The sequence below is a fragment of the Asaia siamensis genome (assembly GCF_014635085.1).
GTDB lineage: Bacteria > Pseudomonadota > Alphaproteobacteria > Acetobacterales > Acetobacteraceae > Asaia > Asaia siamensis.
Map to the genome: position 1 here is coordinate 248,476 of NZ_BMCH01000005.1, position 24,361 is coordinate 272,836.

Genomic DNA, 24,361 nt, shown 5'->3' on the forward strand with positions numbered 1-24,361 from the left:
GTCCGAACCGCCCCATCGACACATGAGTTTGCCTTGCGGCGGCGTCAGAAACTGGCGCCGATACGCATCTGGAAGCTGCGCCCTATCAGGGCTTCATAGTAACGGGTGAGGTTGTAGATGCCGGAATCTTTCGGCAGGGCATCGGTGATATTGTTGATCACGAAATTCGTTGAAAGGTTTTTCGTGATTTCGTAGCCGAGCGAGAGATTGAACTGGGCAAAGGCCGGGCGCTTATTGGCCTCATAACGTGTGGAGGGCACCTGAAGCATGAAAAGGCTCGGCCCGTACCACATCGTCTGCCATTGCGCCGTGAGCGCGCCGCGCTGCCAGGTGGTGTTGAGTGTGAAATTATCCTTGGGCGACGCCGTGCTTCCCGCCAGCAGATAGGTGGTGGAGAGGTAACGCTGCTGGCTTTTGAGGTAATGAACGTAATTGCCCTGCAGATCGACCGTGCCGAAATTGTCGGACAGGCCGAGGCGTCTGAGAGGCAGGATATAATCAAGCGTCGTCTGAAGCGCCTGCGTTTCATAGCTGGCGATATTATAATAGCCGGACTGGAACGAGGTGATCTGTCCGGAGGAATTACGCCTGAAGGTCGAGCAGAACGGGTTGCTCTCATAATCGGCGGAATCATAGCAGGCAGCGAGCAGGTTGCTGGCGCTCAGATAGGTAATGGCGTCAGCAACTTTCACATCGACAAACGAGGCCTTCATGTCGAAACCGCGTATGAAATGAGGGCGAAATTCGAGACTGCCTGTAAAGCTTCTGGAATGTTCATTGCGCAGATGCGCATTGCCTCCTGCTGAGCCCGGTAAAGAGTAGGATTCGAAGTTTGACGTGAAATTCCGGGGCAGGCCCGCCTTTGCACAATTGGCAGCGCGCAGGGCCGGATTGGGGCCAGACGTGATGCTGGCGCTCGAGCAGGGGTCGGTTCCGCTCTCATAGGTGGTCGAACGTGGTGAATAGAGTTCACCGACAGACGGATTGCGAACGGAAACGGCGTAGTTGCCGCTCAGTCCGAAATCGCGCATCGGCCACCAGGATGCGCCCGCCATATAGGTCCAGTAGGCACCGGTGATACTGTTATAAGTCAGGCGCCCATTGGCTGTGAGCGAAAGATGATAGATGCCGGGCATATGCATGCCGGGCGAGACGAGCGGCACGTCGAGTTCGCCAAAGCCCTCATGGGTATGATAGGCGCCGCCCGTGGCCGGAATGACGGCATCATTGCCATATTGTAGCACCGTGCCATCTGCCTGTTCCCAGCCGCTGAGATAGGTGCCGGGGCTGAAATGATAAGCTTCGCGCCGATGCTCGTAACCAAGATCCCAGCGTATAGCGCCAGCAGGAAGTCGGAAAACGGTGGAACTGATTTCAGCCTGCAGATCGCGCTGCGTGTTGCGGTTTGACGAACGCGAGATCGCTGTCACGTAATCGCGTGCGGCCTGGCTCATCTGGTTGTAGCCGAACGGGTTCAGGGGCGCGCAAACGGCGCTACGTGTGGCAATGGGCGCGTTTTCATAACCGGGTGCACATTCGATCGTTCCATCGGCAGCACGCACGGCATTCAGGGCATTGACCAGATTTGGGATGACCAAAGAGGGTTGGGTGGTCACATTGGTGTAGCGTGTATATTCGCCGTTGGTCTTCCATTTGAAGTCGCGGTTCAAAGCCCTGAAATCACCGTGCAAACCACCCTGAAAGCGGAACATCTGCAGGGTGGTGCGGTAATAGCCAGTGTCCAGATCCTGGTTGAGACGGTTCAGATAGAACTGGTCTGTCGGCAGACCATTCGCGGCCAGAGCGTTTTTAATGGTGCTGCTTTCTGTACTGGTCAGATAGGGGTTGTCGGTGCTCAGCGCGAGCGGTCCGTTAACCACCCCTTCAGTAAAATAGCTGCTGCTTTGCGGGCCATCGCTGTTGGATGTCAGGGCATTATCGAAAGCGGCGCTGCTGAAGGTGCCGTTATTGACTTGGTTCGATGAACTGCCTCTGGCATACCAGCCCTGCCATGTGGCGTGGAGATGATCCGTCAGATCATAATGACCCAGAAGCGTGAGATTGAGCCTGTCAGAGGGGGTGCGCATCTGGATGTAATTGCGCAAGGCCAATCCGTCACCGCCGATACCTAGCGCATTATCCCCCTTGAGCAGGGTGCCGCTGTTGAACGGGACGAGTGACTGGCCATTCTGGCTGAAAACCAGAGGTGTGCCGTTTGCGCTGGCAATGCCTGCATCGGCAAGCCCGGCATAGGTCGCGCCGTATAGCCCCCCGTAGACAGGAAGATCGCCGTAATTTCCCGTCAGGGTGGGCATGCCTGTCAGCGAATTCTGTATATAGCGCGTGCCCGGGCCGAGCACGAATGTATAGGGTGAATTCTGCCCCAGCGCGGCGCGATGATAGATGACGGCATTCTCGCCGAAACTGTCAGGCCGGTCACTGGCGAGCATACCCGCCTGGTTACGGTATTCGAGATCGAAAACCAGTCCGCCACGATCATGGTCGAACCCTGTTCCTGCCTTGAAGGCGATCTTCTCGGCTGCGTTGTCGAGTTTCTGCGACCAGTCTCCCTGCGCGTTGAGCGAGACCCCTTTGTAATGATCATCGAGTTCGTAGTTGATCACGCCAGCCACGGCATCGGCGCCATAGGCGGCGCCAGCGCCTCCGAGACGCGTATCGATCGATTTGATCAATGATGTCGGCAGGGCGCTGATATCGACTTCGGAACCCGGCCCGACACCATAGATCGAGGCGGTAGCACCGCCCCCCATGCGCATGCCATCCACAAGTGTAAGGGTGCGCTGTGACCCGAGATTGAGCAGACTGACGAAGGATTGCCCCGCACCGAAAGCGCTCTGGGTGCCGAGAGGCGAGTTGTCGCCAACACTTACCGCCGGATTTTCACGCAGCAGGGCCAGACCCAGATCGAGATAGCCGCGCCGCTGCAACTGGTCTGCACTCAGGGTCGAACCGGCCATGACATTGGTGAGGCGCGATTGTGTGAGTCGTGTTCCGGTAACGTAAAGCATCTCTGTGCCAGAGGGAGGGGCCGTTACGGGAGCAGAAAGGGCTGCTGCCTTGACGGCCACGCTACCGGAGGTCTGCTTCGTGGCATCATGAGGGGCGTGCGCGGTATTGCGTTTTTTTGCATCCAGATGATTGTGTTTCGTTTCCGTATCAGCAACCGCGATGGTAGAAAGCGCGGTGCTTCCGGCCAGAAGAGTGACAAGGAATGTAACGATCTTCTTGTGATGAATACCCAGAATTGCTGCGTGTCCGGGAAGCTTCATCGATCTGGCCTTGTGCTCGTTTTGTGATCTGGGAAACGTTATTTATTGCCTATTCACGATGGGGCGAAACAAGTCTCGCGCTAATGTCGCTGAAATGGCGCGGAATGTTGTATATTAATCACGGTTTTGCGATAGTGAGCACTACTTAATGCAAGGCTGAGCAACAAATTAATGGATTTTCGGGCAGTTGCCGATACTTTGAGGGGACGTTGCGCGTCGAAATACGCGTCTATCCGGATAGTCCTATCTGTATTGCAGAGAGCCCACGTGTAGATACCGGGGGGGGGTGCGACATTGTCATATTGGCGTGTTATTCCCTTGCCGTCTGGCCTGTAAAATGGAAATTCCCACAACCCTATTCGGGAGGTGTGACCAACCTCCCATGGTCAGCCAAGCCGATATGCAGGGCTGTGCTGCGCGGGTGCCAAAGGCGATGGTGCAGTCTGACAGATTTTGTTCAGTGACGCAGAAGGGATAATGCATCCTGTCTGTGCGCGGTATCATGCGACCGGTATTCTGGAAGGAGGCCAGATCATATGCGTCTGTACGTTTCCTTTCGCTGACATCGGGGCAATATCAGGTAAAAAAAGCAGCCCATTGAGGGGATATGAGAAATTTTTATAAGAAAAATCATAAATCAAGATGAAATACTTATAGTTATATCGTTATTTAATCTACGATAAATTTTATCATTGCTTATAAAAAGTATTTTTTATGATTTTTCATAATTATATTTTATTGTTTGCAAATGAGAAATATCATAATATCCATTACTGCTAGTAAAAATTTATTGTCTCAAATCTTTGTAAAATAAATAGAGCGGTAAGGTAATATTTCCTCAGCCTGATGATAAAAACAATAATGTTGATTTGCATCAATGATCGGAAAATTCTGGGCGCCCACTATGGGGTTATCAGGAACGCGACCTTTCTTATGGTCGCGAAGTCCAGATTTGGTTGATAATTGTTATCAACTTGAGTCGGGATTGAAAGAGGGAATGGATCTTTCCGATGCCGCTGAAGCTGCGCGAACTCAACAGGGCTCTTCATGTCAGAACGCGCGTCGGAGTGGGTAGCCTGCGCTCACGGCGCCCCGACTATGTCTCCTATCTTCCTCCTTGCAATCATGCTTGTCCCGCGGGGGAGAACATCCAGGGCTGGCTGTCTCTGGCTGAAAAGGGAGAATACGAGGCGGCGTGGCGTCTGCTGACGCAGGAAAACGCATTGCCCGCTATTCACGGTCGTGCCTGCTATCATCCCTGTGAAGGTGGCTGTAATCGCGCGGATATGGATGCCCCCGTGGCCATTCATGAGGTCGAGCGTTTCCTGGGCGATCGCGCAATGGAGTCGGGCTGGGTGGTCGAGACTGCTCCCGCTTCGGGCAGGAAGGTACTCGTGGTGGGGTCTGGCCCGGCAGGTCTGGCCTGTGCCTATCACCTTTCCCGCCTTGGTCATGAAGTCGAGATAAGAGAGGCTTCGGCGCGTGCTGGCGGGATGCTGGCCTATGGGATTCCGGCCTATCGACTGCCGCTTTCGGTGCTCGATGCAGAGATTGACCGTGTTCTGTCCATGCCGGGCGTCTCGCTGCGCTGCAATGCGCCGGTGACAGACATACGTAGTGTGATGGAGCAATCCGGGTTCGATGCGGCGTTTATCGCGGTAGGGGCGGCGCGTGCGCTCACCATGGCGCTGCCGGTCGATGGAAAACGCCGCGTGATGGAGGCCATCGATCTGCTGCATCAGGTGCGCGAGGGCGCCCGGCCCGACCTTGGGCAGGTGGTGGCTGTGATCGGGGGCGGCAACGTTGCGATGGATGCTGCCCGCACGGCAAGACGTCTGGGCGCGCAGAATGTGTTCATGGTCTATCGACGCGACCGCGACCATATGAGCGCCCTGTCCGAAGAGATCGAGGCGGCGCAGGAAGAGGGCGTGACCATTCGCTATTGCAGTGTGGTCAGGCATTTCGGCCCCGAAGGTGTCGAGATCGAGACGATCACCCTTGGTGCCGATGGCAGTATCACGCCGACAGGTGAAACCGAGATCGTTGCGGCTGACTCGGTCATTCTGGCCATTGGTCAGCATGCCGATCTCTCTCTCTGCGCGGGATTTGCCGATATCGCCATCGGCAAGGGCGATGTCCTGCAGGTCGATCGCGCTTTCATGACCGGGCACGCCGGTATTTTCGCAGGCGGCGACTGTGTGCCGGGAGCGCGCACCATGACCACCGCAACGGGGCATGGCAAACATGCGGCACGTGCCATTGATGCCTTTCTGAAAGGCGAGGCTCTGCCCGAGAAAAAGCCGCGCGATATCGTGACATTCGACATGCTGAACATGCCCACCTTGCTCGAGGCCGGGCGTGAAGAGGCTGTGGAGCTTCCTCCAGCCCGACGGTCGGGGTTTGAAGAGATCATCGCCGGTCTGGCCGAGCACGAAGCACGACGTGAGGCGGGGCGCTGCCTCTCCTGCGGCAATTGCTATGAATGCGATAATTGCTACGCCGCCTGTTCCGAACAGGCGATCACCCGGCTCGGCAAGGGGCAGGGTTATGCGATTTCGGCGGATCTGTGCACGGGATGTGGCGATTGTGCCGCGCAATGCCCCTGCCATGCCATTGCCATGACGCCCGAAGCCGAAGGCAGCGCGACAGCGTCTGACGGGATCGGCGAGCTGGTTTCTCCGACAAAATTCGTGGTGCGGGCATGAGCGCGACAAAAGAGGGCATGAAAATGAGCCGCAAGAATGCAGAAAGCACCGTCAAGGCCGTGCCCGCTCCGGAAACTGGCGCTTCGGGCGCCAGAATGACCACGCTCGATGGCAATGCTGCTGTCGTTCATGTGGCGTATCGCGTGAACGAGATCTGCGCGATCTATCCCATTACCCCCTCTTCACCCATGGCAGAGACAGCCGATAGCTGGGCCTGTGAGGGCGTGAAAAACCTGTGGGGCAATGTGCCCATCGTGCAGGAAATGCAGGCCGAAGGTGGCGCAGCAGGCTGTGTGCATGGTGCGTTGCAGAGTGGCGCCCTGACCACGACATTCACGGCCTCTCAGGGTCTTCTGCTCATGATCCCCAATCTCTACAAGATTGCGGGTGAGCTTTCCTCGACGGTGGTGCATGTGGCGGCGCGCGCCCTTGCCGCCGGGGCATCGTCGATTTTCGGCGATCATCAGGATCTGATGGCGGTGCGCCAGACCGGGTTTGCCCAGCTTGGCGCAGCATCGGTGCAGGAAGGGCATGATCTGGCGATCATCGCCCAGGCGGCGACCCTGGCCTCGCGTGTGCCTTTCATTCATTTCACTGACGGCTTTCGCACGTCGCACGAATATAATTCGCTCGCCCTAGTGCCTGACGACCAGATCAGGGCGATGATTAATGAGGATCTGGTGCGCGCCCATCGCGCCCGCGCACTGAGCCCGGATAACCCTTTCATCCGGGGGACGTGGCAGAACCCCGACACCTATTTTCAGTCACGCGAGGCGGTAAACAGCTTCTATCAGAAGACACCGGCAATCGTGCAGGGAATGATGGACCGGTTTGCGTCGCTGACCGGGCGTCACTACAGCCTGTTTCGCTATGACGGGCCGAAAGACGCAAGGCGCGTCGTCATCGCCATGGGTTCCGGTGCCGAGGTGGTGCGTGAAACGGCAAACTGGCTCAACGCGCAAAACCCGGATGAGAAGATCGGCGCCTTGCAGATCCTGCTCTATCGTCCTTTCGACGCCGAGGCCTTTCTCGCCGCCCTGCCGCGCAGCGTGGAGCGCATAGCGGTTCTGGATCGCACGAAAGAGCCAGGCGCACCGATGGAGCCCCTCCATCTCGAGGTGCTCTCGGTACTCGCTGATGCCGTGGCGACCGGAAGATTTCCCCATATGCCCCGCGTGATTGGCGGGCGATACGGTCTGTCTTCCCGTGACTTCCATCCCGGCATGGCCAAGGCTGTTTTCGATGAACTCGCCCGCCCCGAGCCGAAAAACGGTTTCACCATCGGGCTGATCGACGATGTGACGCATCTGAGCCTTGAGTATGACGAGGCTTTCGACATCGAGCCCGAAGGTACGACACGCTGCCTGTTCTACGGCCTTGGGGCTGACGGGACAGTGGGCGCCAACAAGAACAGCGTCGAGATCATTGGCGAGATAGAGGGGCGCTATGCCCAGGCCTATTTCGATTATGACTCGCATAAATCCGGTGCCGAAACCGCCTCGCATCTGCGCTTTGGCAATGCCCCCATCAATGCGCCCTATCTGATCCGCCATGCCGATTTCGTGGCCTGCCACAAATTCGGCTTTCTTTTTCGGCGTGATCTGCTCGGTGCCGCAAACAGGGGCGGTATCTTCCTGCTGAACAGCCCTTATGGGCCCGATGAGGTCTGGGACCAGCTGCCGCGCAAGGTGCAGGATCAGATCATCGACAAGAAGCTACGTTTCTATGTGGTCGACGCGTCCAGCGTCGCGCAGGAGATCGGTCTCGGCCAGAGAACCAATACGATCCTCCAGACCTGCTTCTTCCATCTGGCGGCAATCCTGCCTGCCGAACAGGCCGTGGCGTCGATCAAGGCCTATATCGAAAAATCCTATGGCGCCAAGGGGCGCAAGATCGTCGAGCTGAACCACAAGGCGGTCGATGCTGCTGTGGCGGCGTTGCATGAGGTGACGGTGCCCGGACGTGCCGAAGGCAGTCGGGAAATGCCAGCCATCGTGCCCCCCGAAGCACCCGGTTTCGTGCAGCGTGTGACGGCTGAGATCATGGCCGGGCGCGGCGAGTTGATTCTCGTCAGCGCGATGCCTGTCGATGGCACTTTCCCCGGCGGCACGACACGCTATGAAAAGCGTAATATCGCGCTCGAAGTACCAGTCTGGGAGCCGGCAAGCTGCATCCAGTGCGGTCAGTGCAGCATTGTCTGCCCGCATAGCGTCATTCGTGCCAAGACCTATGACACTGCGCGTCTGGAAACGGCGCCAGCCCAGTTCAAATCGGCGCCGATCAACGCCAAGGGCTATCCCGACTCCCGCTATACCTTGCAGCTCTACGTCGAAGACTGCACAGGCTGTGGCGTCTGTGTCGAAAACTGCCCGGCCATAGACCCTCAGACGCAGGAACGTGCCATCAACATGGCCGACAAGCTGCCCCTGTTGCAGGGCGAGCGCGAGAATATCGGGTTTTTCGAGAGTCTGCCCGAGATGGATCGCACCCAGGTCAACCCGACCACGATCAGGGGTGTGCAGTTCTATGAGCCACTCTTCGAGTTCAGCGGGGCCTGCGGCGGATGCGGTGAAACGCCCTATCTCAAACTCGTCTCGCAGCTTTTCGGTGACCGTCTGCAAATTGCCAATGCGACAGGGTGCTCGGCCATTTTCGCGGGCAATACGCCGGCCCATCCCTGGAAGGCCAATGCCGAAGGGCGTGGTGTGGCGTGGTCGAATTCCCTTTTCGAGGATAATGCCGAATTCGGTCTCGGCTTTCGTCTTGCCATCGACAAGCAGACGGAGCTTGCACGCAGCCTCGCCGAGCAGATGAAAGAGCGTATCGGCCCCGATCTGGTTCAGGCCCTGCTTGATGCGCCGCAGGAAAGCGAGTGGGATTTCGCCATCCAGCGCGAGCGCGTGTCCACGCTGAAAAAGACGCTGGCAGGCGCGACTGAGCCCGAGGCCGAGATGCTGCTCTCGGTTGCCGATCATCTCGTGCGCCGCTCGGTATGGATCATCGGTGGTGACGGCTGGGCCTATGATATCGGCTATGGCGGTCTCGACCATGTTCTGGCGCAGGACCGCAACGTCAATATTCTGGTGCTGGATACCGAGGTCTATTCCAATACGGGTGGTCAGTCCTCCAAGGCGACGCCACTCGGCGCCTCGGCCAAATTCGCGGCGGCAGGCAAGCGCGTGCCACGCAAGGATCTGGGGCTCCAGGCCGTGTCTTACGGCAATGTGTACGTGGCGCAGATCGCCCTTGGCGCCGACCCGGAACAGGCACTCATCGCCATGCGCGAAGCCGAGGCTCATGACGGGCCATCGCTCATCATCGCCTATTCGCAGTGCATCGCCCATGGCATCGACATGCGCGACGGCATGAAGCAGCAGGCTCGTGCGGTGGCTTCGGGGTACTGGCCGCTCTTCCGCTTCGATCCGGCCATGCGCAAGGAGGGCCTCAATCCGTTCCAGCTGGATTCAACGCGCCCGCGTATCCCGTTCAAGGATTATGCCTATCGCGAACTGCGTTACAAAACGCTCTCGCGCACCAATCCCGAGCAGGCAGAGCATCTACTGCATCAGGCCGAAGCGTCAGCCCTGGAGCGCTATCGCCTTTATGAGGATATGGCGGCCCGCGATGGCAGGCGTTTCCTCCCGCATTGGGAAGACGTGCAGTAAGGCGCGCCAGGAGGGCTTTTTCCCCTCCCGTCCGAAAAGGGGCGGAAAGGGGAGTTTTCAGGCGGGCGCATTTCAGGAAAGAGCGAGCAATGAACACTGTGGCACCCGATGCGGCACAGTTTACCAACAGAACCATTTTTGACGGGCTGATTGCGCGCGCTGCCGCACTTGGTGCCGTGCCTTATGCCATTATCTGGCCCTGTGAGGCGCATGCCCTGGCAGGCGCGCTCCAGGCTGCAGAGCGTGGCATTCTGGTGCCGGTACTGGTGGGTGATTCGACGCTTATCAGCACTGCGGCGCACGAGGCCGGGCTTTCGCTCGCAGGCCATCGCATTGTCGAGGCCGCCACGCCGGCTCTGGCTGTCAAACGGGGTATCGAGCTTGTGCATGGTGGCGAGGTGCATGGTCTGGCCAAAGGCAGCCTTCATACCGACACGCTCATGCATGGTGTGGTGGCACAGGAAAGCGGATTACGCACCGGGCGTCGCATGAGTCATGTGTTCGTCATGGCGGTGGCAAGACGGTCGGAGCCGGTTTTCATTACCGATGCCGCCATCAACATCACGCCCGATCTCACGACAAAGCAGCATATCGTGCAGAACGCCATCGATCTGCACCAGGCGCTTGGCTTTGGCGCACCGCGCGTTGCCATCCTCTCGGCGGTTGAAACCCTCAATCCGAAAATTCAGGGAACGCTCGACGCGGCTTGTCTGAGCAAGATGGCCGAACGCGGCGAGATTACCGGCGGGTTGATTGACGGCCCTCTGGCGCTCGATGGCGCGGTCGATCCGACCGCCGCGAAAATCAAGAACCTGACCTCGCCCGTTGCGGGGCGGGCACAGATACTGGTCGTGCCGGACCTTGAAGCCGGGAATATTGTGGTCAAGGCGCTCAGCTTCCTGGGCCAGGCAAGTTCGGGCGGTATTGTGCTGGGGGCCAGCGTGCCTGTCCTGCTGACAAGCCGCGCCGACAGCATAGAAGCCCGCCTCGACTCAGCGGCTCTTGGCGCTCTTTACGCCCGTGCCCTCAAGGAGCAGGCGGGATAACGAGAAGGCCGCAGTCGCGATGGAATGAGGGCAACGCCTCGCCTCCCAGGCGGAGGCGAGGCAGCGAAGAGGCTGGCTTGTTGGCCAGCCTCTTCTTGCGTCAGAACAGGTTGAATTTGCGGGTCAGGGGCAGGGTTTCTGCGGGTTCGATGCCGATGGCTTCGCCGTCGATGCGTACCTCATAGGTTTTCGGGTCGACCGTTACCTTCGGTGTCGCGTCGTTCAGCTTCATGTCTGCCTTGCCGATGCCACGGCATTTGCGCACGGCTTCGATGCGCTTGCCCAGCCCGTAAGACAGCACGCCCTGCTCCGTGATAGAGGCCTCGCTGACGAACAGGATCGAGGTGCCTGCCGTGCCGCGTGCCTTGGCCGCAAACATCGGGCGCATCAGCACGGGCTGCGGCGTCGGGATGGAGGCATTGGCGTCACCGATCTGGGCAAAGGCAATGAAGCCGCTTTTCAGAACGAGTTCAGGCCGTGTGCCGAAGAAAGCAGGCTGCCAGAGCACCAGATCGGCAATCTTGCCCTTTTCGATCGAGCCGATCAGATGACCCATGCCGTGAGCAATGGCTCCGTTGATCGTGTATTTCGCGACATAGCGCTTGATGCGGAAATTGTCGTTTCGAACGGAATCTTCCGGCAGCTTGCCACGCTGGCGCTTCATCTGGTCGGCAATCTGCCAGGTGCGCGTGATGACCTCGCCCGCGCGCCCCATGGCCTGGCTGTCTGATGTCATCATCGAGATCGCGCCGATATCGTGCATCACCCCTTCTGCCGCGATGGTGTTGGGGCGGATGCGGCTTGCGGCAAAGGCCACGTCTTCGGGGATATGCTTGTCGAGGTGATGGCAGACCATGAGCATGTCGAGATGCTCGGCCACGGTATTGACCGTATAGGGGTTGGTCGGGCTGGTCGAGCTGGTCAGGATATTCGGCTCGCCGCAGACACGCATCAGGTCAGGGGCATGACCGCCGCCAGCGCCTTCGGCGTGGTAGGTGTGAATGGTGCGGCCAGCGAAAGCCTTGATCGAATCCTCTACCGTGCAGCTCTCATTGATCGTGTCGGTATGGATCGTGACCTGCACACCGTAATCATCGGCCATGGAGAGGCAGGTATCGATGGCGGCAGGGGTGGTGCCCCAGTCTTCATGCAGCTTCAGACCGCCAGCACCGGCCAGGATCTGCTCTTTCATGCCGTCAGGCTTGGAGGAGTTGCCGCGCCCGGTGAACACCAGATTGACGGGAATATCGTCCGTCGCCTGCATCATGAGCTTGAGATAGGCGGGGTTTGGCGTGCAGGTGGTGGCAAGCGAGCCGGTTGCCGGACCCGTGCCGCCGCCTACCAGCGTGGTGATGCCGCTCGATGCCGCCGTGAAAGGCTGCTCGGGGCAGATATAATGGAAATGCGTATCCACGCCGCCAGCGGTCAGGATCTTGCCTTCGCCCGAGATCACCTCGGTATTCACGCCGATGATCAAATCGGGGTCCACCCCGGTCATGACGTCGGGGTTACCGGCCTTGCCAATCCCGGCGATCTTGCCGTTCTTGATGCCGACATCGGCCTTCACGATACCGGTATAGTCGATGACCACAACATTGGTGATGACGCAGTCGAGCGCGCGGCTGGAATCGACGCCGGTCATCTGCCCCATGCCATCGCGGATCACCTTGCCCGCGCCGAACATGCATTCATCGCCGTAGCTGATGAAATCCTTTTCGATTTCGGCATAGAGGCAGGTATCGCCCAAGCGGATCCGGTCGCCGGTCGTGGGACCGAACAGGGAGGCGTAATCGGCGCGCGTAATCTGATAAGCCATGATGATGCTCCCCTGTTTCAGTCTTTGTTGGCGAAGGCGCGGGCACCCACGCGATCGAGCGTGTTGCGCCGATTGGCCGCCCCCACCTGACCATCGGCAAGGTTGTTGCCGCCGCGAATGACGCGATTGCCGGCAATATCGATCAGGGTGACAGTCTTGGTTTCGCCGGGTTCAAAGCGGATGGCCGCTCCAGCCGGGACATCCAGACGCTTGCCATAAGCCGCCTCGCGGTCGAATTTCAGCCTCGGATTGGCCTCGACGAAATGGAAATGGCTGCCAATCTGGATGGGGCGCAGATCGGTATTGGTCACGTCGATTTCGAGGGTCGGACGGCCCTCATTGAGCGTCAGCGTGCCCTCATCGGCGTCGATGGCGCCCGACACATCCTCGCCGCCGGGGCCGAACAGGGCGGCATCGGGCAGGGCCAGAAAGCTGCCGAACAGCGCCAGGGCAAGATCGCCCTCGGCACGGGTGATGGGCGACTGCACGGCAACGAGCTTGGTGCCATCGGGAAATGTGCCCTCGATATGCACCTGGGCCACCAGATCGGCCACGCCGGGCTGAACCTCGCGCTTGCCGAGAATGGTACCGCCCATGGCCATGAGCTCGGCTACCGAGTGACGCCCGTCGCGGATCAGTTCGAGCAGCACGGTCGAAATGAGCGCCACGGCTTCGGGGTAGTTCAGCCTCAGCCCGCGCGCCAGACGACGCTGGGCCAGAAGACCTGTTGAAACAAGAGTGAGTTTATCGACTTCATATGGCGCCAGATGCACGATCCTGCCCTTTCGTCCGTGTCGGTTCGCAACCGCGTTTTCGCCCTTGATGGTTAGACAAAAACGGCCGGAACCGGACTACGCATTTCTGCGTAGAGCAAAGGGCACGGGACAAAGGGACAGGACGCAGAGGTGGGGTCAGATCGCCACGTAGCGGCGTACGTCGTCAGCCTCGAGTGTTTCGGCTGCTCCGGATACGACCACACGCCCACGGTCCAGCACGACGATCTGCTGGGCAAGTTCGAAGGCGAAATCGAAATACTGCTCGACCAGAAGAATGGCCATGTCACCACGCTGGCGCAGGCTGTCGATGACGCGCCCGATATCCTTGATGATGCTGGGCTGAATGCCCTCCGTCGGTTCGTCCAGCACCAGCAGTCGGGGTTTGATGACGAGCGCGCGCGCAATGGCAAGCTGCTGCTGCTGGCCACCCGAGAGATCGCCCCCCCGGCGCGCCATCATTTTCGCGAGCACCGGAAACAGGTCAAAAATCTCGTCAGGCAGGCGTCTCTGCCCGCGCGGCAGAAGCGCCAGCCCGGTTTCGAGATTTTCGCGCACCGTCATGAGTGGGAAGATATCGCGCCCCTGCGGCACGGTGGCGATGCCACGACGCGCCCGCTCATAGGCAGGCAGGTTTGTGATATCTTCCCCCTCCCAGGTGATGCGCCCTGACGAGACGGCATGCATGCCGGTCACGGCGCGCAGCGTGCTGGTCTTGCCCACGCCATTACGCCCCAGAAGGCAGGTGACGGACCCCTGATGGGCTTCTAGCGAGACACCGCGCAGGGCAATGGCCGCGCCATAATGCATCTCGATCTGGTCAACAGTGAGCATGGCAGCCTCCTTAGCGCCCGAGATAGACTTCGATCACGCGCGGATCGGCGCTGACCGTGTCGAGATCGCCTTCTGCCAGAACCGTGCCTTCGTGAAGCACGGTTACGGTCACATCCAGGGCGCGCACGAAATCCATGTCATGTTCGACCACCACCACGCTGCGCGAGCGGTTGATGTCGCGCAGGAGATCGGCGGTGGCGGCAGTTTCCGCATCGGTCATCCCCGCAACGGGCTCATCTACCAGAAGCAGATCAGGTTCCTGTGCCAGCAACATGCCGATTTCGAGCCACTGCTTCTGCCCATGGCTGAGCCCGCCTGCCGGGCGTGTGCTTTCCGGGGCTAGGCGGATGGTGGCGAGCAGGGCTTCGATGCGCTGCACCTCCGATGAGGAGAGCCGTGCAAAAAGCAGCTTGTGCGGGCGACGCAACCCCTTGAGGGCCAGAAGGAGATTATCCCAGACACTCAGCGCCTCGAAGACGGTGGGCTTCTGGAATTTCCGCCCTATGCCAAGCTCCGCAATGGCGGGTTCATCCAGCCGTGTCAGATCATGCCCGCGAAACGAGACCGTTCCTGTATCGGGGCGTGTCTTGCCCGTGATGATGTCCATCATCGTGGTCTTGCCTGCTCCGTTGGGGCCGATGATGGCACGCATCTCACCCGGGGCGAGGCGGAGCGACAGGTTGTTGATGGCCCTGAATCCGTCGAAGCTGACGGAAACATCCCGCAGATCGAGAAGAGCGTCGGTCGTCATGCGTTCGATCCTTCGGGGTTGGTGATTTCAGGCGTGACTTCTTCTTCGCGCTTGCGCGGCACGTGGCGCAGCAGCCCCATCACCCCATGCGGCAGGAAAAGCGTGGTGGCCAGAAACAGCGCCCCCAGCCCGTAGAGCCAGAATTCGGGCAGAATGGCGGTGAAGAGCGTCTTGCCCAGATTGACGAGAACTGCACCGATCACGGCGCCGGTCAGTGTGCCACGCCCGCCGACTGCCACCCAGATGACGGCTTCAATCGAATTGGCTGGGGCAAACTCGCCCGGATTGACGATGCCGATCTGCAGCACATAAAGGGCGCCACCAAGGGCTGCGATCAGGGCCGAAACGACCCAGACCAGCAGCTTGATCTGTTCAGGGCGGTAAGCCAGGAAACGCGTCCGGGATTCCGTGTCACGCACGGCGACCAGCAGCCTGCCATAGCGGCCGCCCATCAGGAAGCGCGCCCCCATCAGCACCGCCCCGAGAATGAGGCCGGTCAAGGCGAGAAGCGTGGCGCGTGTGCCGGGTGCCGTCAGGTCAAAGCCCAGAACATCTTTGAAGCCGGTCAGACCGTTATTGCCGCCAAATCCCATGCCGTTCTGGAAGAAGGCGAGCATGAGCGCATAGGTGAGCGCCTGGGTGATGATCGAAAGATAGACGCCAGAAACGCGCGAGCGAAAGGCCAGCCAGCCGAACAGGCCTGCCAGCACGGCCGGAACGCCCAGCATGAGGGCGAGGCTGATGGCGAAATGGTTTGACCCCCACCAGTACCAGGGCAGGCGATGCCATGAGAGGAAGACCATGAAATCAGGCAGGTCGGGATTGCCATACACACCGCGCGCACCGATTTCACGCGTCAGATACATGCCCATGCCATAGGCGCCCAGAGCGAAGAACGCGGCGTGGCCAAGGGTGAGAATACCGGCAAAACCCCAGACCAGATCGACCGCCAGTGCGAGCAGCGCATAGGAGAGATATTTGCCGCAAAGCGTCACGACGAAAGGCGAGACACTCAGCGCGCTGCTTTGGGGAAGGAGGCTGGCGAAGGCCAGAACCACCGCCAGCACGACGACGGCAAGCGCCGTCCAGCGTGCGCTGCGAAAGGAGAAGTCGGTGCTCATGATTCGATCCCCCGACCGCGCATCGGGAACATGCCGCGTGGATGACGCTGAATAAACAGGATGACGAGAACGAGCAGCAGGATCTTGCCCGAGACGGCGCCGATAAGCGGCTCGAGACCCTTGCCGCCGATGCCCAGAGCGAGAGCGGCCGCCAGACTGCCCCAGAGATTGCCCACCCCGCCGAACACGACGACGAGGAAACTATCGATGATATAGCCCTGGCCGAGATTGGGGCTGACATTATCGATCTGGCTGACAGCCACACCGGCCAGCCCGGCAATGCCCGACCCCAGCCCGAAGGTCAGGGCGTCGACACGTGCGGTACGGATACCCATGAGGGCTGCCATCCGGCGGTTCTGGGTGACGGCACGCATATGCAGCCCAAGTGGCGTGCGCTTGAGCACGAGCGTCAGAGCGGCCATGACGGCAATGGCGAAAAGGAAGATTGCAAGACGTACGGTGGTGATTTCAAGCCCGCCGAGCGCGAACGATCCGCCCAGCCATCCCGGCGTGGTGACCGCCACATTGGTCGGGCCGAACACCGAGCGTATGGCCTGTTGCAGGATGAGAGAGACACCCCAGCTTGCAAGCAGCGTTTCAAGCGGACGCCCATACAGGAAGCGGATCACGCTGCGTTCGATCAGAATGCCAAGCCCGCCACTGACGACAAAAGCGACAGGCAGGGCCAGGATCAGGCTGAAAGGCGCCAGCGCCGGTATATAGGCGGCGACCAGACGCTCGACCATGAATGTCGTATAGGCTCCAACCATCATCAGCTCGCCATGAGCCATGTTGATGACTCCCATCACCCCGAAGGTAATGGCAAGCCCCATGGCGGAAAGCAGCAGGACCGAACTCAGGCTGACGCCATAAAACAGATCCTGCCCGTAGCCCCAGAGCTTGAGACGGAAATCGATCGACGCTACGGCCTTGCCTGCGGCTTCGCGTGTCTGCGGGGCAAGGGGGACGAGCGTTGCGGCACGAGACAGCAGCGATTTGGCAGCCAGGCCTCCCTGCGCCTTGATGGCGGCCACTGCCGCCAGCTGTTCGGAGAGCGCAACGGGCTGGGCACCGGGGCTGAGGAGAATGGCAGCACGGGCGGCGTTCAGGCTGCCGGCCAGGCTTTTATTGGAGGGATCGGCCAGAGCCTTGTCGAGAACCGGCAGCATGGCGGCATCGGGATGGGCCTGGATCTGGGCAAGCGCATCGCGTCGCTCGGCCTGTGTCCCTTGGGCGAGGAGCAGTTCGGCACGCGCCGAGGCAAGGGTCTGCCGGACGCGGTTATTGAGCCTTACCGGGTGCAGACCGGTCAGATCGGCAGGGGCGTTCTGACCCGTGCGCGCGTCCACAAGACCAGTATCCGTGCGGATGTAAACCGTATCATTGCCAGCGAGCAGCTTATGCGCCTCGAGAGCCTGAAGGGCCGCGAGGGCTCTCGCCTCGCCCGAGCGCCCCAGTCTCTCGACGCCACGGATAATGGCGTCGAAATGGGTCGATGCCATGTCTGTATAGGCATCGGCCGGTGTCTGGACGGGCGCTGCGACGGAGGGCGCAGCCGGGGGCAGGGCAGGGGCTTCCTGCGCATAGGCAGGCTGACAGGCCAGCGCCGTGCAGAAGGCAAGAGCAAGGAGAGCCTTACGCATGGTGCGATCCGAGGCAGGCTTTCTTCTGGGTGTCGTAATTTCCGCAATTGACGGGTGCGGTCCAGTCACCGGTCAGATGCGCGGTTTCCGGCACATAGGGTGACCAGGCCTGGCCCGGTACTTCATGCGGCGTCTGCCAGACAACGTTGAACTGCCCGTCTTCCTGGATCTCTCCGATATAGACCGGCTTGGTGATGTGATGATTGGGCAGAACCTGCGCAATGCCGCCGGTGAGATTGGGCTGGCGCAGCCCCACCATGGCCGCGATGACCTTGTCATGATCGGTCGTGCCGGCTTTTTCGACTGCCTGAACCCAGAGATTGAAGCCGATATAATGGGCCTCCATCGGGTCATTGGTGGTGCGCTTGGGATTTTTCGTGAATTTATGCCAGTCGGCAATAAAGCTCTTGTTTGCGGGTGTGTCGATGCTTTCGAAGTAATTCCATGCTGCGAGCTGGCCCACGAGCGGTTTGGCATCCATACCCGCCAGCTCTTCTTCGCCGACACTGAAGGCCATGACAGGAATATCGGTGGCCGTGATGCCTTGGGCGCCGAGTTCCTTGTAGAACGGCACGTTCGCATCGCCATTGATGGTCGAGATCACGGCAGTCTTCTTGCCTGCCGAGCCGAACGCCTTCACCTGCGACACGATGGTCTGCCAGTCGGACTGACCGAAAGGCGTATAATTGATCATGATGTCGGCATCAGCGACGCCCTTGGATTTCAGATAGGCCTGCAGGATCTGGTTGGTCGTGCGGGGATAGACGTAATCCGTGCCGATGAGGGCAAAGCGCTTGGCGCCGCCGCCATCCTCGCTCATGAGATAATCGACGGCGGGAATGGCCTGCTGGTTGGGGGCCGCCCCCGTATAGAACACATTGCGGCTGCATTCCTGCCCCTCATACTGCACGGGGTAGAACAGGATGCCGTTCAGCTCTTCGAAAACCGGCAGGACCGATTTGCGCGAGACGCTGGTCCAGCAGCCGAAAACCGAAGCGACCTTGTCAACGCTCAGGAGCTGTCGCGCCTTTTCGGCAAAAAGCGGCCAGTTCGAGGCCGGATCGACCACCACGGCCTCGATGGGGCGGCCTAGCAGACCGCCTTTCCTGTTCTGGATATCCACCAGCATCAGCATGACATCCTTGAGTGTCGCCTCGCTGATGGCGAGCGTGCCCGAGAGCGAATGCAGGATGCCGATGCGGATCGGTTCGCCTGACGGGGCGGCCGCCCGTGCACGATCTGTGCCAGCCAGCATTGCCGCCGAGGCAGCAAGGGTGAAACGGGTGAAGGCGCGACGTGAGAGCGGCGGCGGACGGGTCATGGCTCGGGATTCCTTTTCGGATGCTGCCCGATTTGGTCCCAAAACAAGTGCCGCGGCCTATACGCAGTCTTGCGTATCGTGCGCTATGCTGCGGATATTGTTAACTCGACGATGGAATGAAGATGCCCCTCAATACGCGTCTGCGCGGGGAGGCGCGCCGTCTGCGCATCGTGCGTATGCGGCGCGACTATAATAGCTGGGTCGCCGATCAATCGACCGAGGATTATGCCCTGCGCTTTACGGCCAAGAGCGCGCGGGCCGCATCACCCCTGCGGGCGGCCCTGACCGCGCTGGGCTCGATCTCGTTCATGGCGCTCGAGGCGATCGGTGCGACGCTGACCCTGGCTTTTGGTTTCGGGAATGTCGCAGCGGCGGTGGCACTCGTCTGTCTGGTCATTTTTCTGGTCAGCCTGCCGATCACGATCGCGGCTGCGCGCAGCGGGCTCGATATCGATCTCCTCACTCGAGGGACGGGGTTCGGCTATATCGGCTCGACGCTTACCTCGCTGATCTATGCCAGCTTCACCTTCATTTTTTTCGGGATTGAAACAGCCATTCTGGCTGCCATGCTTGCGCATATCGACTCTCTGCCGCCCTGGATGACCAATCTCATAGCGGCTCTGATCGTCATTCCGCTGGCGGCAGGCGGGTTTCGTTTCATCGCGCGGTTCCAGATCCTCACGGCACCGCTCTGGCTTTTGCTTAATACGGTTCCCCTGCTCGCCGCTCTGTTCCTGCATCCCGAATGGCTCGGCAGCTGGGTGCATTTTTCTGGGTCCCCCAAGGTGGCGGGGCTCAATCTGCTCTCTGTCGGCAGCGCGGCCTCGGTGATGATGGTGCTGATCTGCCAGAGCGCGGAACAGGTCGATTTCCTGCGCTTTCTGCCCGAGCGCACGCGGGAGAACCGTTTTGGCTGGTGGGCGGCGGCTCTCATCGGTGGGCCTGGCTGGGTCGTGCTCGATGCGGTCAAGATCCTGGCAGGGTCGTTTCTGGCCTGTGCTGCGTTGCGTCTGGGGCTTGATGCGAGCGAGGCCGCCCAGCCGCAGGCGCTCTATCGTCTGGCCTATGGCACGTTTCTGCCGCCATTTTTTGCCCTGCTCGCCACGTTTCTGCTCATCCTGATCGCCCAGACACGGATCAATCTGACCAATGCCTATGCGGGATCTCTGGCCTGGTCGAATTTCTTCTCGCGCCTCACCCATAGTCATCCGGGGCGGGTTTTCTACATTTTCTTCACCATCGGTCTTGCGCTGATCCTGCTCGAAGCGGGCATTGTGAGCACTATCGAGACGGGGCTTGTTTTCTATGCCGTGCTGGCCACTGCATGGATGGGGTCGATCGTGGCTGATCTGGTGGTGTGCAAGCCTTTGGGCCTGAGCCCGAAGCAGATCGAATTTCGTCGTGCCATGCTGCCTGATCTCAACCCCGTCGGGCTGGGGGCGACAGTCTCTGGCGTGCTGCTGGGGTTGCTGGCCCTTGGGGGGCGCCTCGGCGTGGCGGCCCATGCTTTCGCGCCGTTCATCTCGCTTGGGGTGGCGCTGCTTGTGGCCCCTCTCATCGCCGTTCTTGTGGGGAGCCGCACCTATCTTGCTCGGCGCCCCTCGAAACATCACGCCCATGCGGGTGAGGCCCATTGCGTGCTGTGCGAGCGCTCTTATGAAGCCCCCGACATGGCTTTCTGCCCGGCTTATGCAGGCATGATCTGCTCGCTTTGCTGCTCGCTCGATGCACGCTGCCATGACCGCTGCAAACCGCCTTCCACCCGGATGGCCCGGCAGATTGCGCGCCCGCTCGACTATCTGCCCAAGGCAATCGGCGCTGGTTTGCGGCATCCTGTTGGCAGGTTTCTATTGCTCTTTGCGCTCGTCTTTGCCGTGCTGGGCGGGCTGGCTCTGTCCTCTTTCGCGCAGGAGCATCCCTATCTTCTGCTCTGCATGGCCGCGGCCATCGGCTCGATGCTGATCCTTCTGGCGCAGGAGAGCCAGCGTGTTGCAGGCGAGGAAACCGAGCGCCAGACGCGTCTGCTGCTCAACGAGATAGCCGCCCATAAGCGCACCGATGCGGCTCTGATCAAGGCACGAGAGAAGGCCGAAGCCGCAAGCCATGCCAAGACGCGGTTTCTGAGCGGGATAAGCCACGAGATACGCGCACCGCTCAACACCATCATGGGATATGCGCAGATACTCGAAGCCGATCCCCGCATACCGGCCGAGCGTCTCAATGCGCTGCGTACCATTCGCGAGAGTGGTGATCATATGACGGCATTGCTGACGGGGCTGCTCGATATCTCCCGTATCGAGGCGGGACGTATCGAGATCTATCGCGATCGTATTCCCTTTGCGCAGTTTCTGGAATCCGTCGCGCAGATGGTCCGGCCGCAGGCTGCGGCAAAAGGGCTCGATTTCGTTTTCGCACCCGGCACTCTGCCGAAAATGGTCAATGGCGATGCCCACAGGCTGCGTCAGATCCTGCTCAATCTGCTGTCAAACGCAATCAAGTTTACCGATGCTGGCAGGGTCACACTCAGCGTGAGCTGGCGCAGCCAGATTGCGGAATTCGTGATCGAGGATACCGGGCCGGGCATCGCGCCGGAGCATCACGAGCGTATCTTCGAGCCCTTCGAGCGTGCTGCTGGCGATGCCATACCGGGCACTGGCCTGGGCCTGACCATCACACGGCTGCTGACAGAAGTGCTGGGGGGTGAACTCACCTTTTCCTCCTCGCAGGACCCGGCCAGCCACGGCACGCGCTTTAGGGTGAGGCTCTTTCTTTCGGATCGCGAGGAGAATGCTCCCCAGCGCCTGATGCAGCTCCCTGTCGCGTATAAAGGACCGCCGCGTCGTATCCTGATTGTCGATGACAACCCGCGTCATAGGGAGATGCTGACCGACATGCTGACGCCGCGTGGGTTTGAGATCGAATGCGCGGCCAATGCGCTGGAGTGTCTCAATCGCCTGTCGCTCTATCAGCCCGATCTGCTGCTGCTGGATCTCTCGATGCCGGGCATGAACGGGCGCGATCTGGCGTTGTCGATCAGGGAGACGCATGCGGGTGTAATGCCGATCATTTTCATTACCGGGAACATGGCGGAACTGGCGGCCCAGCGTGTGCCATCGCTCGATGACTGCCCTGTGCTTGGCAAGCCGGTCGATTTCGTGGCGCTTTTCGAGGCAATGGGGCGTGTTCTCGGGCTGGAATGGACGCTTCGTTCAGAAAGCACGGACTCCGATCTGGCATCTGAAGATCTGTCGCTCCTGCGCGACGAGGCGTCACCGGCGGAAGAACGTCGCCTGAGCGGTGAAGAGCGCGAGGGGCTGCGTCATCATCTCGAACGCGGTGATCTGCGCAGTTTCCGTGCGGCGCTTGACGAGCTGGAACAGGCCGAGCCAGCTCTGAAGGAGGCTCTGGTGCCTTTGCGTGAGGCCGCGCAGGGCTATCGTCTGGCCGAGCTGGCAACAATGCTCGCAGGAGAAGACGCATGACGACCGAACGCCCGACCATATTGGTGATCGATGATGATCCGGCGGCGCTCGGCATGATGGATGCTGCGCTCGACGAGGCGGGGTTTACGGTTCTGCTGGCGCAGTCAGGCGCGGCAGCCTTTGCCATCATGGCGCATCGACGGCCCGATCTGGCGCTGGTCGATGCCATGATGCCGGGCATGGATGGATGGGAAGTCTGCGCCCGCATGGCGGCAGAGCCCGAGCTTGCGGCAGTGCCGGTGATTTTCATGACCGGGCTGACCGAAATCGAGCATGTGCTTCGTGCCTTCGATGTCGGCGCGCAGGATTATGTGACCAAACCCTTTCATTTCGACGAGGTGCTTGCGCGTATTCGTGTGCGTCTGGCGGCGAGCCAGCAGGTGCGGGCTGCTCATGCCGCGCTTGACAGAGCCGGGCGCTATCTGTTCGGGCTCGACATGCAGCGTCGGCAGATTGCCTGGAGCACGCCTCAGGCTGCCGAGCGTCTGGCGCTCATGCCGGTGGATCTCTTCGATGAGCTGGCCACACCCGATCTGGACGATCTGGCTCCCGGCACGTTGCTGGGCCATTGGGTGGTGGAAGACACGCCGCACAAGATCCTGCTTGTCGGGCGCGAAGGGCCGGAAATCCTGCTGCTCAAGATTGCCCCCGTTCCTGCTGCGCCGGAAATTGTTCTGCAGAAAGAGCTCGGGCTGAGTGCCCGTGAGGCGGAAGTCCTGCTTTGGATAAGCCGTGGCAAATCGAGCCGCGACATTGCCGATATCCTCAAGGTCAGTTCGCGCACGATCGATAAACATACCGAGCAGCTCTATAACAAGGCCGGGTTTAGCGGTCGTGCCGCCGCTGCAGCAACTGCCTCACGCCTGCTTCGGGAAAACGAATAGAGAGCCCCCGCCTGTTCCCGACGGAGGGCAAGGGCTGTGCAAGGATCAGGATCTTTGTTCGTCAGATCATACCGCTTGCTGGTTTGCGTCCAGAGGCCTCGTGTCTGCTTGAGCATGCGGAAAGAAATTGCGGGTTCCATCAATTGCTGCTCAGCGAACAAGAGCCGCGCTGCCAGCCCCTCGAAACCCGGCATTCTGTCACCGGTCTTTGCGCTTCGGGGCTAGCACTGGCGGTGCCTTCGTTTGACGATACATTGCCCTCTGGGGTGCTGTCACCTTAGCTGCGGCGTGTTAGACGCTGGGGATGAGAGCGTCCTCTGTGAGCTACAAGCGGCACCGATTTCCGAGCGAACTGATCGCTCATGCGGTTTGGCTCTATTTCCGTTTCCCGCTGAGCTTTCGTCTTGTCGAAGAAATGCTGCTCAAGCGGGGCATTGTCGTCTCGTATGAGACGATCCGTCGATGGAGCTTGAAGTTCGGCACAGCCTACGCTCGCTCCCTGCGTCGCAAGGCAGCAAGACCGGATGATGTCTGGCACCTGGACGAGGTGCGGATTGTGATCCGTGGCAAGCCTCACTGGCTATGGCGGGCAGTCGATCAGGATGGGTATGTTCTCGATGAAATCCTGCAGACCCGACGGAATACCAAAGCAGCAAGGCGTCTTCTGACATGGTTGCTGAAACAGCAGGGGCTTCGCCCCGGTCGCCTGATTACTGACAAGCTGAAATCCTACGGGGCGGCCAGACGCAAAATGCGTCTTTCGATACGGCATCTCTCGCACAAGGGTCTGAACAACAGGGCAGAGGACAGCCATCTGCCCCTGCGAAAACGCGAGCGTACCATGCAGCGCTTCCGTTCACCAGGCGGGTGTCAGCGCTTCGTCTCCGTCTTTTCGGCCATTCGTAATCTCTTCGTCCCGCCCGCCTCCGTCACCACCACTCTTTCGCGTCACATCCACCAGATCAGGGCTTTCGCTCAGTGGAGCAGCGCGACCGCTCTCAGCGTCTGATTTCGACATAAACACAAAACA

General features: G+C 60.1%; 14 protein-coding genes. 6 read left to right on the forward strand and 8 right to left on the reverse strand.

What is annotated here, in order from left to right:
* Positions 1-44: 44 nt before the first annotated feature.
* On the reverse strand, positions 45-3,290 hold the full coding sequence (locus IEV53_RS10815) for a TonB-dependent receptor (protein ID WP_188426790.1): 3,246 nt from the start codon (positions 3,288-3,290) through the stop codon (positions 45-47).
* 1,010 nt (positions 3,291-4,300) lie between these two features.
* Here IEV53_RS10815 and IEV53_RS10820 point away from each other — a divergent pair.
* The 3 genes from IEV53_RS10820 (at position 4,301) to IEV53_RS10830 (ending at position 10,706) form a co-directional block, all read left to right on the forward strand.
* Positions 4,301-5,995, forward strand: a complete 1,695-nt coding sequence (locus tag IEV53_RS10820) for an NAD(P)-binding protein (RefSeq protein ID WP_188426791.1) — start codon at positions 4,301-4,303, stop codon at positions 5,993-5,995.
* Between the two features lie 95 nt (positions 5,996-6,090).
* Positions 6,091-9,660: a pyruvate:ferredoxin (flavodoxin) oxidoreductase gene (gene nifJ / locus IEV53_RS10825; protein WP_306414293.1), complete on the forward strand. Its 3,570-nt coding sequence runs from the start codon at positions 6,091-6,093 to the stop codon at positions 9,658-9,660.
* Positions 9,661-9,749: 89 nt separating this feature from the next.
* Positions 9,750-10,706, forward strand: a complete 957-nt coding sequence (locus tag IEV53_RS10830) for a bifunctional enoyl-CoA hydratase/phosphate acetyltransferase (protein ID WP_188426793.1) — start codon at positions 9,750-9,752, stop codon at positions 10,704-10,706.
* 100 nt (positions 10,707-10,806) lie between these two features.
* Here the strand turns inward: IEV53_RS10830 and ureC are convergent, their stop codons facing one another.
* From ureC to urtA, 7 genes are all read right to left on the reverse strand, one after another.
* Positions 10,807-12,522 carry an urease subunit alpha gene (ureC, locus tag IEV53_RS10835; protein ID WP_188426794.1) on the reverse strand — a complete coding sequence of 572 codons (1,716 nt, stop codon included), beginning with the start codon at positions 12,520-12,522 and terminating at the stop codon, positions 10,807-10,809.
* Positions 12,523-12,539: 17 nt separating this feature from the next.
* A complete protein-coding gene (gene ureB, locus IEV53_RS10840; protein WP_188426795.1) occupies positions 12,540-13,295 on the reverse strand; it encodes an urease subunit beta in 756 nt (251 codons plus the stop codon).
* Between the two features lie 138 nt (positions 13,296-13,433).
* Positions 13,434-14,129 carry an urea ABC transporter ATP-binding subunit UrtE gene (gene urtE, locus IEV53_RS10845; protein ID WP_188426796.1) on the reverse strand — a complete coding sequence of 232 codons (696 nt, stop codon included), beginning with the start codon at positions 14,127-14,129 and terminating at the stop codon, positions 13,434-13,436.
* Between the two features lie 10 nt (positions 14,130-14,139).
* Complete coding sequence (gene urtD / locus IEV53_RS10850) at positions 14,140-14,880, reverse strand: urea ABC transporter ATP-binding protein UrtD (protein WP_188426797.1); 741 nt, start codon at positions 14,878-14,880, stop codon at positions 14,140-14,142.
* On the reverse strand, positions 14,877-16,001 hold the full coding sequence (gene urtC / locus IEV53_RS10855; RefSeq protein WP_188426798.1) for an urea ABC transporter permease subunit UrtC: 1,125 nt from the start codon (positions 15,999-16,001) through the stop codon (positions 14,877-14,879). Before urtC ends, urtD begins: the two co-directional genes overlap by 4 nt.
* Positions 15,998-17,644, reverse strand: a complete 1,647-nt coding sequence (urtB, locus tag IEV53_RS10860) for an urea ABC transporter permease subunit UrtB (RefSeq protein WP_188426799.1) — start codon at positions 17,642-17,644, stop codon at positions 15,998-16,000. The genes urtC and urtB overlap by 4 nt, the downstream gene beginning before the upstream one ends.
* The gene (gene urtA / locus IEV53_RS10865) at positions 17,637-18,965 is read right to left on the reverse strand and encodes an urea ABC transporter substrate-binding protein (RefSeq protein WP_188426800.1); all 1,329 of its coding nucleotides are present in this window, start codon (positions 18,963-18,965) and stop codon (positions 17,637-17,639) included. The genes urtB and urtA overlap by 8 nt, the downstream gene beginning before the upstream one ends.
* A 122-nt stretch (positions 18,966-19,087) precedes the next feature.
* Between urtA and IEV53_RS10870 the strand changes: the two genes are divergently transcribed.
* The 3 genes from IEV53_RS10870 (at position 19,088) to IEV53_RS10880 (ending at position 24,340) form a co-directional block, all read left to right on the forward strand.
* A complete protein-coding gene (locus IEV53_RS10870; protein WP_229719828.1) occupies positions 19,088-22,447 on the forward strand; it encodes an ATP-binding protein in 3,360 nt (1,119 codons plus the stop codon).
* On the forward strand, positions 22,444-23,331 hold the full coding sequence (locus IEV53_RS10875) for a response regulator transcription factor (RefSeq protein ID WP_188426801.1): 888 nt from the start codon (positions 22,444-22,446) through the stop codon (positions 23,329-23,331). Before IEV53_RS10870 ends, IEV53_RS10875 begins: the two co-directional genes overlap by 4 nt.
* A gap of 304 nt (positions 23,332-23,635) precedes the next feature.
* Positions 23,636-24,340, forward strand: coding sequence for an IS6 family transposase (locus tag IEV53_RS10880; RefSeq protein WP_188426802.1), 705 nt, complete (start codon positions 23,636-23,638; stop codon positions 24,338-24,340).
* The last annotated feature ends 21 nt before the right edge of the window (positions 24,341-24,361 follow it).

Excerpts from the sequence above, each read along its gene's own strand:
- IEV53_RS10815 (WP_188426790.1), bottom strand. The coding sequence starts at position 3,290 with ATGAAGCTTCCCGGACACGCAGCAATTCTGGGTATTCATCACAAGAAG.
- IEV53_RS10820 (WP_188426791.1), top strand. The coding sequence starts at position 4,301 with ATGCCGCTGAAGCTGCGCGAACTCAACAGGGCTCTTCATGTCAGAACG.
- nifJ (WP_306414293.1), top strand. The coding sequence starts at position 6,091 with ATGACCACGCTCGATGGCAATGCTGCTGTCGTTCATGTGGCGTATCGC.
- IEV53_RS10830 (WP_188426793.1), top strand. The coding sequence starts at position 9,750 with ATGAACACTGTGGCACCCGATGCGGCACAGTTTACCAACAGAACCATT.
- ureC (WP_188426794.1), bottom strand. The coding sequence starts at position 12,522 with ATGGCTTATCAGATTACGCGCGCCGATTACGCCTCCCTGTTCGGTCCC.
- urtE (WP_188426796.1), bottom strand. The coding sequence starts at position 14,129 with ATGCTCACTGTTGACCAGATCGAGATGCATTATGGCGCGGCCATTGCC.
- urtD (WP_188426797.1), bottom strand. The coding sequence starts at position 14,880 with ATGACGACCGACGCTCTTCTCGATCTGCGGGATGTTTCCGTCAGCTTC.
- urtC (WP_188426798.1), bottom strand. The coding sequence starts at position 16,001 with ATGAGCACCGACTTCTCCTTTCGCAGCGCACGCTGGACGGCGCTTGCC.
- urtB (WP_188426799.1), bottom strand. The coding sequence starts at position 17,644 with ATGCGTAAGGCTCTCCTTGCTCTTGCCTTCTGCACGGCGCTGGCCTGT.
- urtA (WP_188426800.1), bottom strand. The coding sequence starts at position 18,965 with ATGACCCGTCCGCCGCCGCTCTCACGTCGCGCCTTCACCCGTTTCACC.
- IEV53_RS10870 (WP_229719828.1), top strand. The coding sequence starts at position 19,088 with ATGCCCCTCAATACGCGTCTGCGCGGGGAGGCGCGCCGTCTGCGCATC.
- IEV53_RS10875 (WP_188426801.1), top strand. The coding sequence starts at position 22,444 with ATGACGACCGAACGCCCGACCATATTGGTGATCGATGATGATCCGGCG.
- IEV53_RS10880 (WP_188426802.1), top strand. The coding sequence starts at position 23,636 with ATGAGAGCGTCCTCTGTGAGCTACAAGCGGCACCGATTTCCGAGCGAA.